The 15,385-nt window shown below is 69.0% G+C and carries 11 protein-coding genes and 1 pseudogene; 4 read left to right on the forward strand and 8 right to left on the reverse strand.

All coding sequences use genetic code 11. From position 1 onward, the window contains the following. The first annotated feature begins 12 nt into the window (after positions 1-12). Both ETAA1_RS04565 and ETAA1_RS04570 read left to right on the forward strand, forming a co-directional pair. A complete protein-coding gene (locus ETAA1_RS04565; protein ID WP_145234712.1) occupies positions 13-1,083 on the forward strand; it encodes a ThuA domain-containing protein in 1,071 nt (356 codons plus the stop codon). A 178-nt stretch (positions 1,084-1,261) separates the two neighbouring features. Continuing rightward, a complete protein-coding gene (locus ETAA1_RS04570; protein ID WP_202920662.1) occupies positions 1,262-2,002 on the forward strand; it encodes a 3-keto-disaccharide hydrolase in 741 nt (246 codons plus the stop codon). A 51-nt stretch (positions 2,003-2,053) separates the two neighbouring features. Here the strand turns inward: ETAA1_RS04570 and ETAA1_RS04575 are convergent, their stop codons facing one another. The 4 genes from ETAA1_RS04575 to ETAA1_RS04590 all read right to left on the reverse strand — a co-directional run bounded on the left by ETAA1_RS04575 (position 2,054) and on the right by ETAA1_RS04590 (position 8,016). Then, a complete protein-coding gene (locus ETAA1_RS04575; protein WP_202920663.1) occupies positions 2,054-4,267 on the reverse strand; it encodes a S9 family peptidase in 2,214 nt (737 codons plus the stop codon). 297 nt (positions 4,268-4,564) lie between these two features. Next, positions 4,565-5,332 (reverse strand): IS66 family transposase, encoded by a 768-nt coding sequence (locus ETAA1_RS04580; protein ID WP_145234717.1) that lies wholly within the window; start codon positions 5,330-5,332, stop codon positions 4,565-4,567. Between the two features lie 45 nt (positions 5,333-5,377). Further along, the gene (locus ETAA1_RS04585; RefSeq protein WP_145234719.1) at positions 5,378-6,097 is read right to left on the reverse strand and encodes a YebC/PmpR family DNA-binding transcriptional regulator; all 720 of its coding nucleotides are present in this window, start codon (positions 6,095-6,097) and stop codon (positions 5,378-5,380) included. A 464-nt stretch (positions 6,098-6,561) separates the two neighbouring features. Then, positions 6,562-8,016 carry a sulfatase gene (locus tag ETAA1_RS04590; RefSeq protein WP_145234721.1) on the reverse strand — a complete coding sequence of 485 codons (1,455 nt, stop codon included), beginning with the start codon at positions 8,014-8,016 and terminating at the stop codon, positions 6,562-6,564. Between the two features lie 106 nt (positions 8,017-8,122). On the opposite strand from ETAA1_RS04590, the gene ETAA1_RS04595 reads away from it, so the two are divergent. Beyond that, a complete protein-coding gene (locus ETAA1_RS04595; RefSeq protein ID WP_145234723.1) occupies positions 8,123-9,613 on the forward strand; it encodes a sulfatase family protein in 1,491 nt (496 codons plus the stop codon). Between the two features lie 83 nt (positions 9,614-9,696). Further along, on the forward strand, positions 9,697-12,294 hold the full coding sequence (locus ETAA1_RS04600; RefSeq protein WP_145234725.1) for an alpha/beta hydrolase-fold protein: 2,598 nt from the start codon (positions 9,697-9,699) through the stop codon (positions 12,292-12,294). A 43-nt stretch (positions 12,295-12,337) separates the two neighbouring features. Here the strand turns inward: ETAA1_RS04600 and asnS are convergent. From asnS to ETAA1_RS31485, 4 genes and pseudogenes are all read right to left on the reverse strand, one after another. Further along, positions 12,338-13,477, reverse strand: a pseudogene (gene asnS / locus ETAA1_RS04605) (asparagine--tRNA ligase); the annotation flags it as partial. Positions 13,478-13,815: 338 nt separating this feature from the next. After that, positions 13,816-14,250 carry a Mu transposase domain-containing protein gene (locus ETAA1_RS04615; RefSeq protein ID WP_145234729.1) on the reverse strand — a complete coding sequence of 145 codons (435 nt, stop codon included), beginning with the start codon at positions 14,248-14,250 and terminating at the stop codon, positions 13,816-13,818. 51 nt (positions 14,251-14,301) lie between these two features. Then, complete coding sequence (locus ETAA1_RS31480; RefSeq protein WP_202920664.1) at positions 14,302-14,853, reverse strand: IS630 family transposase; 552 nt, start codon at positions 14,851-14,853, stop codon at positions 14,302-14,304. 5 nt (positions 14,854-14,858) lie between these two features. Next, on the reverse strand, positions 14,859-15,368 hold the full coding sequence (locus ETAA1_RS31485) for a winged helix-turn-helix domain-containing protein (protein WP_202920665.1): 510 nt from the start codon (positions 15,366-15,368) through the stop codon (positions 14,859-14,861). Positions 15,369-15,385 lie beyond the last annotated feature (17 nt).

Genomic DNA, 15,385 nt, shown 5'->3' on the forward strand with positions numbered 1-15,385 from the left:
GCGGCACCCGTCATGCTGTCAGCCGTCGTCCGCCGTCTTCCCCACGCACCCCGCTACGTCGGCCTGACGGTCGCGGCGCTCGCGCTCGTGGCAGCCCCGGGTCGCCCCTCGCCCGCGGCCGCCCACCCGGTGCCCGAGAGCCCGTTGTGGCTCACCTACCCGGGCGGCGACGGCCCCGGGAAGGGGAAGCACGTCGTCTTCGTCGCCGCCGACCAGGAGTACCGGAGCGAGTACGCCCTGCCGATGCTCGCCCGGCTACTCGCCAAGCACCACGGCTTCCACTGCACCGTGCTGTTCGGCGTGAACGACAAGGGCGAGGTCGACCCGACGATGAAGATTCGCTGGGAAGACAAGACCGTCACGCACAACGTCCCGGGTCTGGAACACCTCGACAAGGCGGACCTGGTCGTCTTCTTCACCCGACTCCTGTCGCTCCCCGACCGGCAACTCGCGCACGTCTACAGGTACCTCGATTCGGGCAAGCCGGTCATCGGCATCCGGACCGCGAACCACGGCTTCCTGGGCTTCGAGTACAAGATGGACGGCAAGCGGGTCGACTTCGGCGAGGACGTGCTCGGCGGGTCGTTCCGCAGCCACCACGGCCGCTGGCAGGCGGACTCGACGCGCGGCGTGATCGTCGAACAGAATAAGAACCACCCGGTCCTGAAGGGCGTGCGCGACGTCTGGGGGCTGACGGACGTGTACCGCACGTACAAGGTGGGCGGCGCACTCCCGGCCGGCTGCACGCCGCTGCTCGACGGCCAGCCGCTCAAGGGCCGGAACCCCGACGACGCGCCCAACCCCGACCTGATCGCGCTGCCCGTGGCCTGGGTCAAGACCTGGACCGGCAACACGAGGAAGACGGCCCGGGTGTTCCACACCACGATGGGGAGCGCGGAAGACTACCGCAACCCCGGCCTGCGGCGGTTGACGGTCAACGCCGCCTACTGGTGCCTCGGGCTGGAAGAGAAAATCGACCCGGCCTCGAAGGTCGATCTGGTCGGCGAGTACCAGCCGCCGGGGAGTGGGTTCAACTACGCGAAACTCAACGTCGTGCCACGGCCGCCGAGCATTTACAAGTAGACTGCACTCGGTGCCGGGGGCGCCGGCGGCGTCATGCCGGTGGCGCCCGGGTCCTTCGCCGATCGCACGCGATGCCTGGACCGCACCCCGAGGCCGAAGCAGAAGAACGACGTGGACGTGAGCCGGGACGAACGCGGCAACTAACGTCTCCATGGACCGCACCGACGGAGCCGACTGTATGAAAACTCCCCTTCTACTCGCGCTGGCACTCGCAGCGCCGGACTTCAAACCGGACCAGCGTACGCTCCCGGTTCCGGCGCCCAAGGGCGCGACCGTGCTCCTCGACGGCACGGGGAAGCACTCGTTCCTGAGCATGGCGGGCGGGAAGATCGATTGGCCGGTGGAGGACGGCGTGGCCACCTCGACGTCCAACAAGAGGAACCAGAACCACCTCGTCTCCAAGTTGCACTTCCGGGACGCCGACATCCACGTCGAGTTCCTGCTGCCGGAGAAGGGGCCGGGGAACAGCGGCGTGTACATCCACGGGCACTACGAGGTCCAGATCCTGAACTCGTTCGGCAAGGCGAAGGTCACCCAGGAGGACGCCGGCTCCCTCTACGGGTTCGCGGCGCCCGCGGAAAACGCGTGCCGCAAGCCGGGCGAGTGGCAGGTGTTGGACATCCGGTACCGCGCCCCGCGACGGGACGACGCCGGCAAGATTACCGAGAAGGGGACCGTTACGGTCTGGTTCAACGGGAAGAAGGTGCAGGACGACACCGGGTTCGGCGAGCCCAAATCGACGTTCCACCCGTTCCGGTTCGGCAACACCCCGTACCTGGACAAGATCCGGGACCGACAGACGAAGACGGCGACCGGCCCGGTGTTTCTGCAGGACCACGGCAACCCGGTGAAGTTCCGCAACGTCTGGGTGCTCCCGGCGGACGACCGCGCCTTCGTGTACGAACCGGGCGAAAAATGAGCCCTCGCCTACCGCAAGGCGGCCGGCGGGGGCGCGGCGGTGGCTCGGCCCTCACCGCGGGCCCGCGGGCAGATGGTCGATCAGGTATCGCGTGATCAGCATCCGGAGGTGGACCGCGGTGCCCTTACCCTCGCGCAAGCCGTGGTCGCGGTTGGGATAGGCCATGTAGTCGAATCGCTTGCCGAGTTCGACGAGTCGATCCACGAGGCTCTCGGTGATTTGAAGGTGGGTGTTGGTTTCGCCGGTCCCGTGAACGATCAACAGGTCCCCACGCAGGCCGTCCGCGAAGTTGATGGCCGCGGCCCTGCGGTACCCGTCCGGGTTCACGTCGGGGGTCCGCATGAAGATTTCCTGAAACCAGGCGTTGTACAATTCCGGGCGCGGCTTCGGTGCCACCGCGATGCCGACGTGGTACACGTCCGGCTTGCGGAACATCGCGTTCAAGGTGTTCGAGCCGCCGCCGCTCCAGCCCCAGATGCCCACCCGCGACAGGTCGACGTACGACCGCGTGCGGCCCAGCTCCCGCACCCCCGCCGCCTGTTCCTCGGTCGAAAGCGGGCCGAGGCTTCCGAACACGGCTCGCCGCCAGGCGGCCCCCTTGGGTGCCGGCGTGCCGCGGCCGTCCATCGACACGACGAGGTAGCCGAGGTCCGCGATCATGCGGTGGAACATCGAGTGATTCTGGCCGCCGGCCCAGTCGTCGAGGACCGTCTGGCCGTGCGGCTCGCCGTACACGAAGACGAAGACCGGGTACTTCTTTTTCTCGTCGAAGTCGCGCGGCTTGATCATCCACGCGTCCATCACCACGCCGTTCCCGATGTCGAGCTTCAAGAACTCCGTCGGCCGGGTGATCAGCGGGCCGGCGCGTGTCCGAACCCCTTCGTTCGCCTCCAGGACCCGTTCCGAGTGATGGTCGGAGAGTCGGACCAGGTCGATGACCGGTGGCTTGTCGAAGGTGGAATAGGTGTGGACCGCCCACTTCCGATCCGGCGAGAAGTCGTAGCTGTGGGTTCCGGGCTGGTCCGCCGGTGTCACCCGCTCGGGATCGCCCGTCCCGTCGAGGCGGATCCGGTACAGGTAGCGCTGGGTCGCGTTCTTCGGCGAGGCGAGGTAGTAGAACCAGCCGCCGGGTTCATCGACCGGCCCGCGGGCGATGACGTCGGACGTGTCTTTCGTCAGACGCGTCCGTTGTTTGCCGTCTCGGGAAATCACGTAGGCCTGCCGCCAGCCCTCTCGCTCGCTGAGCAGGACAAACTCCTTGCCGTCGCGAACCCACTCGAGCCCCGCGTTGGCGGAATAGCTCGCGTCGACCCACGCGGGATCGGTTTCCTCGTACGCCGTCGCGACCTCTCCGGTCTCGACGTTGGCGAGCAGGAACTTGCGGTTGTCGCGGGATCGGCTGAGTAGCTCGATCAGGAGTTCCGTCGAGTTGCCGGCCCAACTGACGTCGTTGATGTAACACGTACCCGGCTCGGCAGGGAGGTTCACCCAGCGTGTGGCCCCGCCCTCGCGTTCGACGACACCCACGCGAAGGGTCGGGATCGGGGTACCGACGCGAGCGAAGGGGACGTGTGCCACTTCGGGATACGTCGGGTCCGTGGGCCGGAGCACCGGTCGGGTGCGAACCTTCGTGGAGTCCGACTGGACGTACGCGACCCGACGGCCGTCGGGGCTCCAACTCGGGGTGTAATTGTCCAGCTGGCCCCGGTCGTCGTCCGTGGTCAACGGCGTGACGCGCCCCGTCGCGGCGTCGACCACGGCGAGATTCCGGCCACGCCGGACGAGAACGCGATCGACCCGAGGAGAAAACGAGTCCGAGGACAGGCCGGCCGGCACCTCGGCGGGTAGCTTGTGGAGCTTGGCCGATTTCGAGTCGAACAGCCAGATGCCGGCTCGCGTTTCCAGACAGAACTTGTGTTCGACGGGCGTCTGGAAGCACCGCTGAACGAACAGCCGCTGCTTCGAGCCGGGCACGACGAGTTGATCCGCGCCGATAAGTCCGGATCGCTTCCCGGTCTTGACGTCGTACCTGACGACTTCCGGCTCCGCACCCGGCTTGGCGGGTTCCAGCATCAGGTAGCCGGAACTGTCCGCGAGCCACCTGCCCGGGAACGTGGCTGGTGCGAAGTCCCGGTTCTCGTAGATGGTTTTCAGCCGCGCCTCGGCATCGGCCAACACCTTGCCGCGGCCGGTTCGGTCGTCGGCCGCGGGGGCCGCGCCGGCGACCGCAAGCCAGAAAGCCATCACCGTGGAGAACCGCCTCATGGTCCGTCCCTCTTCTCGACCGCCGCACCCACCCCACCAAGCCCCACCAAGCCCGTGACGAACGCCGCGCGGGGGACATGGTCGATGACAATGCCAACCACGCCCCTCGTCGAACCGTAGGGAGAGTTGTTCCCGCCCAGAGGATGTACGGAGTTCGCTACCGCCCGGCAGGTTGTGCAGCGGCCGAGGGAATAACAGCACGAACTAACAGAAGGTTCGACCTGCCTACGGCCCGGACGGGCACCGCGATCAACGCCGCGAGCAGACGGACGGTCCGTCTCATCGAACACCCCCCGATTAGGTGGCCTGGCGGCCCGCCGCCGGGGGTCGTAGAGCGAAGGTCTGGGACGTTCGCACCGGGAAGCACCTGCTCGACCTGTCGGTGTCTGAAGAGAAAGTTGTCACGAGTGTGAGCTTCTCGCCTGACGGGACCCCGACTACGCCAAGAAACAAGCTCCGCGACCGGCTGATCGCCCATGCCGTTTCCACCCCCGACTGGGTGGTCGGGTTCCATGACGAGTGCTGGTGGACCCGGCTGTCCCAACCCGACCTGTTTGGGTAGGCGAACCCCGTGTACCCGGCGAGGAACGCCTGCGGTAACTCCTGGCGGCGGCCGGCGGTCAGGTCGAAGAGGGTGTACGGGTTCGCGGCGTCGCCCAGGTACGCCCAGGCGTAGGCGGTGCGGCGGGGCCGCAGCAGCACCAGCGGGGTGTCGTCGGCGTGGATCGCGAACGACCGCAACAGCCGCCAGTGCGTCAGGTTGTTGAGCGCCTGCAGGAGCCGCCCGTACCTCCGGAGGTGGTCGCAGAGGGTGGAGCGTCTGACGTCCCACCCGTGGCGGGCCAGGATCGCCTCCTGGCGGTGCAGCGGCAGGTGGTCGATGAACTTCGACGAGACGACGTGGGCCAGCAATCCGCTGCCGATGCCGCTCTTCGGGATCGGCTCCGGCGGTCGGGCCGCCCGAACGATCTGCGGGTCGGGGTGCCGAGGTCGCCCCTCTCGAAATTGAAGGTGGGATGTCGGACCGGAGCGCATGAGCCTGACGTTCAGGACCAAGCGCAGCATGGCCGGCAAGTCTGGAACGCGTCACTCCCGTAATTCACAAGACGCTCACGGAAGGGTGACGTTGTGGTAGACTTCCTGCACGTCATCACACTCGTTCAGCATCCCAAGCAGTTTCTCGAACATGGCCCGTTCCTCCCCGCCGAGGACTTTTGCCTCCTTCGGAAGGAACGTGATCTCCTGAACATCGAATTCGAGGCCGGGGAATGCCTCGCGCAACGCCGTCTTAGCTTTGTAGAACTCAGCAGGGGGCGCGAAGACGGTGATCGTGCCGTCCTTGCTTTCGACCTCATCCACGGCGACGTCGGCCGCGAACACGGCCTCCAGCACCTTCTCCTCGCTATCCCCGCTGAACGAAATCACCGCCAGGTGATCGAACAGCATCGCCACCGACCCGTTGGCCGACATCTTGGCCCCGGTCTTGGTGAAGCAGTTGCGGACATCGGAAATCGTGCGTGTGTTGTTGTCCGTCAGGCAGTCGACGATGACGAGCGAGCCGCCGGGGCCGACTCCCTCGTACCTCGCCGGTTGGTAGTTCTCGCCGCCCGCACCCGCGGCTTTCTGAATCGCCTTGTCAATCACGTGGCTCGGGACATTTTCCTTCTTGGCTCGTTCGACGATGTTGCGCAGGACCGGATTGGCGCTCGGGTCGGGCACGCCGTTCTTGGCCGCCATGTACAGTTGTTTGCTGTATTTGGAGTAGAGCTTTGAGTTCTGCGCCGCGGTCTTGAAGATGGAATACTTGCGCTTCTCGAAGATTCGTCCCATACGAAGCCTACCTCTCTCGCCGTCTAAAAGGAGCCGGGCCTGGAATGCCCCGATCGGTCCGCAAGGACCGAATCACCAGCTTTTCCCTCTGCCGCCGCCGTTGCGTCTTCCGCTCCGGCCGAGCGCACCTGCCGAGCGCACCGGCCCCACTCCGCGTTCGCCCGGTTTCTCCCCCTCTGCCGGGCTGGCAGGGGTGTTGCCGTGGACGCCACGGGCCGCTTGGTTGGCACGCTTCCGGCGGGACTCGATCGCCTACTTCGGCGGGTCCGCCGGGATCACCCCTTCGCACCCGCCGATCAGGTCGGGCGGCCCTGTATGGATCAGGGACTCGCGGAAGCTGAAGTGATTCTACAGCATTCAGGCTGGCCTGCCTAAACGGTCCCCGTGGTGCCTTCGGATACCACGCCCGGCCAAGCCAAGCTGGGGTGTCGGCCCGGAGCGCGCAAACTCCCTGCGGCCTGACGTCACCCGAAGTCGCCAGCGCCGACGTCCACGACGTATCGGGCGGTCGGGGCGGACCGCGCGGCGGGCGCCGGGACGGCCGGGTTAGGCCGTGAGGGGAGTGGCGCGCGGGTGGCGTCGAGCCAGCGGAGCAGGTCGCCGAGCAACTCGTCCCGGGCGGCCGGGTTGGTGATCGCCAGGTTCGTCCGCTCGCCGGGGTCGGCCCGCAGGTCGTACAACTCGACGGCGTTGTTCGTGGCGAGGCGTGCGCGGCCGCCGTCGAGGACCCACTCCTCGTGGTACAGCAGCAGCTTCCGGTCGCCCTTGCGGACCGCACTCACCGGCCGGGTGCGGAACACCGCGTCGCGGCCGCGGGTCACCGGGTCGTCGAGGTACCCGGGGAAGTGCCAGAAGATCGCCGGCCGCGTCACCCCCCGCGCCCCGCGGAACAGCGGCAGCAGGCTCTCGCCGTCGAGCGCCGCCGTGGTCGTGGCGCCCACTGCGGCCAGGAACGTCGGGAACAGGTCCACGTTGTGGACCGGCACGTCGCAGGTTGCGGGGGCGATTGTGCCGGGCCACGCGGCGACGAACGGCACCCGGATGCCGCCCTCGTAGTAGCAGCCCTTGTTCCCCCGCAGCGGCTCCTGTGACGACTGCTGGGTGCCGCCGTTGTCCGACGTGAACACGACGAGCGTGTCCCGCTCCAGCCCCAGCTCCCGCAGCCGGGCCAGCAGCCGGCCGACGGACTCGTCGAGGTCGAACAGGCAGGCGGCGTACAGCGGGTTCGCGTGCTGCGCCCCCGGCCGCTTCGCCCGGAACTTCGCCAGCGTCGCCGGCCGGGCCTGGAGCGGGGTGTGTATGCCGTGGTGGGCGAGGTAGCAGAAGAACGGCCGGTCCTTGTTTCGCTCGATGAACGCGCCCGCCCGGTCGGTGAGCGCGAACACCCCCTTCGGGTCGTCGTTGCCGCCCTTCTGCCCGCCGGCCGGCGTCTCGTGGACCACGTCGAACCCCTGCTGTCCGGGCGGCGCCCCGTCCTTCCCGCCGAGGTGCCACTTGCCGAAGATGGCGGTCGCGTACCCGGCCGCCCGGAGGGCATCGGCGAGGGTGACTTGCGCCGCCGGGAGCCCGCTCCGGTTGGGGACCGGGACCAGCCGCATCAGGTTCGCCGGCCCGCGGTTCGTGCCGCCGACGGCGTAGACGCCGTGCCGCGGGGTGTACTGGCCGGACAGCAGGCAGGCCCGGCTCGGGGCGCAATTCCCGGCCCCGGCGTAGGCGTGCGGGAAGGCCATCCCGCGGCGGGCCAGGGCGTCGATGTGCGGGGTCTCGTAGAAGTCGCTCCCCTGGTAGGCGACGTCCCGCCAGCCGAGGTCGTCGGCGAAGATCAGGACGACGTTCGGCTTGCGGGCGGGCGGGTCGGCCGCGGTGGCGGGGCCGGATAGGAGCGCGGTTGCGGCGAGGCTCAGGAGCAGACGGGGCATGGGTCGGTCCCCGGAGGCGGCGGGTCGGTGCCAGTATACCGCCGCCGGCCGGTTGCGGCCGGGGCCGCTAGCGCGTAGGCTCGTCCCTACCTCCGGAGGATCACTGATGCGCCGACTCGTCGCCGCCGCTCTCCTCGCCGCCTCGGCCGGCCCAGCGGCCGCGCAGCCCGCAGCGACCCGGCCGCCGAACGTCGTCTACATCCTCGCCGACGACGTGGGGTACGGCGACCTCGGCAGCTACGGCTCGACTCGCATCCCGACCCCGAACCTCGACCGGCTGGCGAAGGAAGGCCTGCGGTTCACCGACGCCCACGCCCCGGCCGCCGTCTGCACCCCGACCCGGTACGCCCTGCTCACCGGCCAGTACGCCTGGCGGCACGCCCCCGGCTCGCGCATCCTCAGCGGGGTCGCACCGCTGTCGATCCCGACCGACCGCGTGACCGTGGCGTCGTTCCTCCGCGCGGCCGGGTACGCCACCGCGGTCGTGGGGAAGTGGCACCTCGGGCTCGGGGCCGGCGAGACGGACTACAACCGCCCCATCACCCCCGGCCCCCGCGAGGTCGGGTTCGACTACTCGTTCATCGTCCCGGCCACCGGCGACCGCACCCCGTGCGTGTACATCGAGGACGGCCGCGTCGTGAACTCCGACCCGGCCGACCCGATCCGCGTCAGCTACGCCGCGAAGGTCGGCGCCGAGCCCACCGGCCGCGAGAACCCGGACCTGCTGACCAACCAGCGGCCGAGCCACGGGCACGACATGACCATCGTCAACGGCATCAGCCGGATCGGCTGGATGACCGGCGGGCAGGCGGCCCGGTGGAAGGACGAGGACATGGCCGACGACATCACCAAGCGGGCCGTGTCCTTCATCGACCGGAGCAAGGACCGGCCATTCTTCCTCTACTTCCCGACCCACGACGCCCACGTGCCGCGCTGCCCGCACCCGCGGTTCCGGGGCAAGAGCGGCCACGGCCTCCGCGGGGACGCCATCGTCGAGCTCGACTGGTGTGTCGGCCAGCTGCTCGCCGCGCTCGACCGGCACGGGCTGGCCGGGAACACGCTCGTGGTCTTCACCAGCGACAACGGCGGGGTGATGGACGACGGGTACGTGGACGGCACCGGGGACGACGCCAGCGGCCACCGCTGCAACGGCCGGCTTCGGGGGTTCAAGGGCGGGCTGTACGAGGGCGGCCACCGCGTTCCGTTCCTGGCCCGGTGGCCCGGCACGGTCCCGGCCGGGCGGACGTCGGACGAGTTGGTCTGCCACGTGGACACCCTCGCCACCGTGGCCGCGCTCCTCGGCCGCCCGCTGCCGGCGGGGGCCGGGCCGGACAGCGTGAGCGTCCTCCCCGCGTTGCGCTCCGACCGACCGGCCCGGGCGTGCCGCGAGTCGCTGGTCCACCAGTCCGGTGGCGGGCTGCTGGCCGTCCGCAAGGGGCCGTGGAAGCTGATCCCGAACGACGGCAAGAAGAAGGGCGGCCCGGAGCTGTACAACCTGGTGGACGACATCGCCGAGGCGACGAACCTGGCCGCCCGCCACCCGGAGCGGGTGGCCGAGCTGGCGGCCCTGTTGGCGGCGACCCGGGGAGCGAAGTAGTGTCGGTTCGGGCGCGGTGTGTCGGCCTGTTCGCCCGGGGCGCGAGCCCCGGCTGGTTCCCAAGACGATCCGGGGGTCCGTCGATGAAGCCTCTCCTGCACGGCTGGGTCTGTTCCGCCCTCGCGCTGGCGGTCTCACCGGGCTGGGCCCAGGCCCAGGAGCACCCCGACCGGGTCGTTCAACCTGGCGTGCCGCAGGGGAAGGTCACCGCGGGGAAGTTCGCCGAGAGCAAGGTCTACCCGGGGGCGACGCGCGACTTCAGCGTCTACGTGCCGGCCCAGTACAAGCCCGACGAGCCGGCCGCGCTCATGGTCTTCATGGACGGCAGCGGGTACGCGAACCCCAAGGGCGGGTTCCGCGTGCCGGTCGTGTTCGACAACCTCATCCACAAGAAGGCGATGCCCCCCACGATCGCCGTGTTCGTCAACCCCGGGACTGTGCCGGCCACGATGCCGGGGGCGGCGGACCGCAGCAACCGGTCGTTCGAGTACGACTCGCTCGGCGACCGCTACGCCACCTTCCTCGCCGACGAGTTCCTGCCGGTGGCGCTTAAAGGGCTGAACGTTACCAAGGCCCCCGCGAGGCGGGCCGTGTGCGGCATCTCGTCGGGCGCCATCTGCGCGTTCACGGTCGCGTGGGAGAAGCCGGAGCAGTTCGGGCTGGTGATGAGCCACATCGGCAGCTTCACCAACATCCGCGGGGGCTGGGCGTACCCGGGCCTCGTGCGAAAGACCAAGACCAACCCGAAGGCCATCAAGGTGTACCTGCAGGACGGCAAGGACGACCTCAACAACCTGCACGGCAACTGGCCGCTCGCCAACCAGGACCTCGCGACGGCCCTGCAGTTCGCCGGGTACAAGTACAAGCTGGAGATGACCGACGGCGGCCACAGCGGCAAGTGGGGCGGCGAGTTGCTGCCGGACGCGCTCCGGTGGCTCTGGGACGACCAGGCCGAGAGCACCAAGCTCCCGCACGTCGAGACGAAGCCGGAATGGAAGCCGCACCCAGACGCGGTGGCGAAGGACGGCGTGCCGAAGGGGACGGTCGTCCCGATGCCGGCGTTCGAGTCGAAGGTCTTTCCGAACACGACCCGCGACTGGTCGGTCTACGTGCCGGCCCAGTACAAGGCCGACACGCCCGCCGCGCTGATGGTGTTCCAGGACGGCGAGGGTATGAGGAGCGAAAAGGGCCGCTGGCGGGTGCCGACCGTCTTCGACAACCTGATCGCGAAGGGGGAGATGCCGCCGACGATCGCCGTGTTCATCAACCCCGGGCACGAGAAGGACAAGGCGCGGGTGCAGGGGAAGCACTCCAACCGCGGCTTCGAGTACGACAGCCTCGGCGACCGCTATTCCCGGTTCCTGACCGAAGAGATCATCCCCGAGGTCCGGAAGCGGTACGCGATCTCGGACGACCCCGACATGCACGCGATCGGCGGCTCCAGCTCCGGCGCGATCTGCGCGTTCACCGCCGCCTGGGAGCGCCCCGACGTCTTCCGCAAGGTCTATTCGAGCGTGGGCAGTTTCACGAACCTGCGAGGCGGGAACGTCTACCCGTCACTGGTCCGCAAGACGGAGCCGAAGCCGATCCGCGTCTACATGGCCGACACCAGCGGGGACGTCGACAACGCCTTCGGCAGCTGGCCGTGGGCGAACCAGCAGATGGCGTCCGCGTTGAAGTACATGGGCTACGACGTCCGCTTCGACTGGGCAGAGGGCTACGCCCACAACGCCGAGTTCGGCGGCTCGAAGTTCCCCGACGCCATGAGGTGGCTCTGGCGCAAGGACAAGCCCACCCCGGTGCTCGACACCCGGGGCGACCTCGGCGGCGACCTGACGCTCCTCAACCTGTTGGTCCGCGACAAGTCGTGGGAGGTCGCCGCGAAGGGCCTCGGCTTCGCGGACGCGCTGTGCGCCGACAAGGCCGGCAACGTGTACTTCTGTGACATGAAGGCCCCCTCGGTCGTTCGCATCGGCACGGACGGCACACGCCGGGAGATCTGCAAGGAGTCCGTGAGCGGCCTGAAGTTCAGCCCGGACGAATCCGTCCTGTACGGCTGCCAGGGAGCCAAGAAACGCGTCGTCGCGATCAGCCCCGGCAGCGGCGAGGTGAGAGTCGTCGCGGAGGGCGTGACGCCCAACGACCTCGCGGTCACGAAAGACGGGTTCATCCTGATCACGGAGACCGCGGCGAAGCAGGTGACGCGGATCGACCCGAAAACCGGTGTAGTCAAGGTCGTGGACACGGGCATCACCAGGCCGAACGGCATCGCGCTGTCGAACGACGGCGGCACGCTGGCCGTGTCGGATTACGGCGGGACGCACACCTGGACGTTCCGGGTGAACACGGGCGGCACCCTCGACGCCAGGATGCCGACGATGCCGATGCGCCTGTCGATCGACCCCAAGGGCGAGTTCAAGTTCAACGAGCCGCCGCCTTACGGCCAGACCTCGCTGGGGGACGGCATGGCCGTCGACAAGGCCGGGCGGTTCTACGTCACGAGTGCGGTGGGGGTGCAAATCTTCGACCCGACCGGCCGCCCCTGCGGCGTGCTGCCGAAAGTGGACAACGACCAGCCGTTGACCTCATGCGTTCTCGCTGGCCCGAATCACAGCGTGCTCTACATCGCACACGGGACGACGATTTACCGCCGGACGTTGACGGTGCTGAAGCCGAAATAGCGGGTCGCGCGAACGGGGTCGATCGTCGGCCCGCCCGACGGGGTTAGTACTCCGCACTCCCCGGGGTACGCGGGAAGGGGATCACGTCGCGGATATTCGCCATGCCGCTGAGGAACAACATGACCCGCTCGAGGCCGAGCCCGAGCCCGGCGTGCGGCACCGTACCGTACCGGCGGAGGTCGAGGTACCACTGGTACACGTGCGGGTCGAGCCCCTGCTCACGCATCCGCCCTTCGAGGACGTCGAGCCGTTCCTCCCGCTGGCTGCCGCCGATGATCTCCCCCACACCGGGCACCAGCACGTCCATTGCCCGCACCGTCTTCCCGTCGTCGTTGACCCGCATGTAGAAGGGCTTCAGCCCCCGCGGGTAGTCGTAGAGGATAACCGGCCCCTTGAAGTACTCCTCGGCGAGATACCGCTCGTGTTCGCCCTGCAGGTCGGTGCCCCACGCCACGTGGAATTCCCACGCCTTGCCCGACTTTACCAAGATCTCCACCGCCTCGGTGTACGGGAGACTCTTGAACGGGTTGGTGAGCACGCTTTCGAGCCGGTTCAGCAGGTCCTTGTCGACCCTCTCCTGGAAGAACTTCATTTCCTCGGCGCAGTGCGCGAGCGCGTCCCGGACGATCCGCTTGAGGAACGCCTCCGCCAGCGTCATGTTGTCGCCCAGGTCGTAGAAGGCCATCTCCGGCTCGATCATCCAGAACTCGGCGAGGTGCCGCGGGGTGTTCGAGTTCTCGGCGCGGAAGGTCGGCCCGAACGTGTACACCTTGCCCATCGCGCAGGCGAACGTCTCGACCTGGAGCTGGCCGCTCACGGTCAGGTACGCCGGCTTGTGGAAGAAGTCCTTCGTGTAGTCCGCCTTGCCCGCGGCCTTCGGCACGTCGTCCGGGTCGATGGTCGTGACGCGAAAGAGCGCCCCGGCCCCTTCGCAGTCGCTCGCCGTGATGATCGGGGTGTGGACGTACAGGAAGCCGTGTTCGTCGAAGAAGTCGTGGACGGTCTTCGAGACGCGGTGGCGCAGCCGGGCGACGGCGCCGAACGTGTTGGTCCGCGGGCGGAGGTGGGCGATGTCGCGGAGGAACTCGAACGTGTGCCCTTTCTTCTGCAGGGCGTAGGTCTCGGCAGGGGCGTCGCCGACCAGTTCGACGCGGCCGGCGACCACCTCCGTCGCCTGCCCCTTGACTCCGCGACCGCCAACCGGCGGCGGATGGCGAACCTGATCGCCTCCGCCGACACGGTGCTGTGCGTTTCGCCCATCCAGATGAATTTCTGAAGGGGCATGATGTTGGTCCCTTCGTTGTCACCGCGGTTGTTGGCCGCGGTGCCGAAGGGGGTGACGATGCTGGCGAACACATGAAGGCTCATCGGCAGTTATCCCCTAGTGCAGGATCAGGTCGCCGTCTTTGCCAAGCGGCCGGTCGGCGTAAGCTGAGCTCATGACACCGACCATGCGGGTCCGCGAGTTGACCGGCGCCGAGCGTCACGCCCTCCGCCGAGGGCTCAAGGCGGCCGACGGGTTCACCGTCCGCCGCTCCCAGGTGCTCCTCGCCAGTGCCGACGGGGCCGGGCCACCAGGTGATCCCGACACACCAGCCGCGCCTCGTCCAGGCCGCCGACGATGGTGATCGGGTGGTGGGCATACGCCGTCGGGACCGAGTAGTCGTTCCCGTCGAACCGGACCAGCGACAGCGAGTTCGCGTCCGCCATCCCCACCCGCCGCGACTCGAACCGGTTCCCCGGCAGCGGCCGCAGTGACGACCGCTCGGCGGCCAACAACTCCCCCTTCGGCCGGTCCTTGCCACGAAGTTGTCGGACCAGGTCGTCCGTACACCGCCGGACCAGCTCGGCGTTGAGTGCCTCCCACGAGTCGGCCGCCGGGACGGGGACGAGGAAGTTGCGGCGGGCGAACCCGACCATCGCCTCGACGTGCCCCTTCTCGTTCGGCCGCCGCACCCGGCAGAACCGGTACGCGAACAGGAAGTGATACCGTCTTGCGTTAAACCTTTACCGTTCCACCCGGACCGCCCAGTGGAACCCGATCGCCCCCAGGACGGTCGCCCGGTCCTCAGCCAACCGCCGGCATCGACGCCGGACGACGCGCCGGAGGTCGGCCAGGCGGTCGTACGTCTCGTTCGCCACCGCCTCCCGGACCAGCGCCCAGAACGGCTCGACCGGTTGCAGTTCCGGCGTGCACGGCGGGAGGAAGTGGAGCCGGACGTTGGCCGGGATGGGGAGCCGCCTGGCCCGGTGCCACCCGGCGTTGTCCACCACCACGACCAGCACCTTCTCCCCCTTCGGGTCGGCGTGGGCGGCGAAAGCGGCGAGGGCGTCGGCCATCCGCTCCACCTGGACCCGGGGCAGGATGACGGTGAACGACTCCCCGGTGGCCGGCCGGGCGAACCCGTACACGTACAGCCACTCGTACTTCGTTCGCCCGCCCGACCGGGGCCGGTGCCCCCGGAGCCACCACACCCGCCGGGTGATGGGCTTGAGCCCGAGCCGGGCCTCGTCCTCGGCCCACACCTCGACCGCCCGGCCGGGGTGGGCGGCCCTCAACCGCCTCACCCGCCGTCGCACGTTTTTTCCCACCGCCGGCGGGTCGGGGCGTCGGCCGCCTTCGGGTGGGCCGGGCGGGGCACCTGGAGGCTGAACCCGAGGGCCACCAGCCACCGCCACCCGGTCTCGGGGCAGACCCCCACCTGCCACCGGTCGTGGACGTACCGGGCGACCTTCGGGCCGGTCCACACCCCGCCGTCCGGCGGCCGCTTCTGCAACGCCGCGTACAGGGCGGCCCGCCGCCGGGCGGTCAGCTTGGGCTCGGCCCCGTTGCCCCTCCGCCGGTCGGCCACCCCGTCCGGGCCGCGGTCGTCCCACCGGTGGAGGACGTGGCGGACGGTGACGGCCGACAGCCCGACCACGTCGGCCACCGCGGCCGGGGTACGGGGCACGTCCGTCCGGGCGAGCAGCCAGAGGGCGTGCCACCGCCGCTTCTCGACCGGGTGCCGGCAGGACACGTACCGGTGCCGGAGGTTGCCGACCGGCAGGTGCCGGGCGAACGGCAGGCGTCGCATGGGATTCCCTCCCGCAA

This window comes from Urbifossiella limnaea, from assembly GCF_007747215.1.
GTDB lineage: Bacteria > Planctomycetota > Planctomycetia > Gemmatales > Gemmataceae > Urbifossiella > Urbifossiella limnaea.

What these genes read in the sequence shown, in the direction of transcription:
- ETAA1_RS04565 (WP_145234712.1), top strand. Translation starts at nt 13, where the DNA reads ATGCTGTCAGCCGTCGTCCGCCGTCTTCCCCACGCACCCCGCTACGTC.
- ETAA1_RS31485 (WP_202920665.1), bottom strand. Translation starts at nt 15,368, where the DNA reads ATGCGACGCCTGCCGTTCGCCCGGCACCTGCCGGTCGGCAACCTCCGG.
- ETAA1_RS04570 (WP_202920662.1), top strand. Translation starts at nt 1,262, where the DNA reads ATGAAAACTCCCCTTCTACTCGCGCTGGCACTCGCAGCGCCGGACTTC.
- ETAA1_RS04580 (WP_145234717.1), bottom strand. Translation starts at nt 5,332, where the DNA reads ATGCTGCGCTTGGTCCTGAACGTCAGGCTCATGCGCTCCGGTCCGACA.
- ETAA1_RS04595 (WP_145234723.1), top strand. Translation starts at nt 8,123, where the DNA reads ATGCGCCGACTCGTCGCCGCCGCTCTCCTCGCCGCCTCGGCCGGCCCA.
- ETAA1_RS04575 (WP_202920663.1), bottom strand. Translation starts at nt 4,267, where the DNA reads ATGAGGCGGTTCTCCACGGTGATGGCTTTCTGGCTTGCGGTCGCCGGC.
- ETAA1_RS04585 (WP_145234719.1), bottom strand. Translation starts at nt 6,097, where the DNA reads ATGGGACGAATCTTCGAGAAGCGCAAGTATTCCATCTTCAAGACCGCG.
- ETAA1_RS04590 (WP_145234721.1), bottom strand. Translation starts at nt 8,016, where the DNA reads ATGCCCCGTCTGCTCCTGAGCCTCGCCGCAACCGCGCTCCTATCCGGC.
- ETAA1_RS04600 (WP_145234725.1), top strand. Translation starts at nt 9,697, where the DNA reads ATGAAGCCTCTCCTGCACGGCTGGGTCTGTTCCGCCCTCGCGCTGGCG.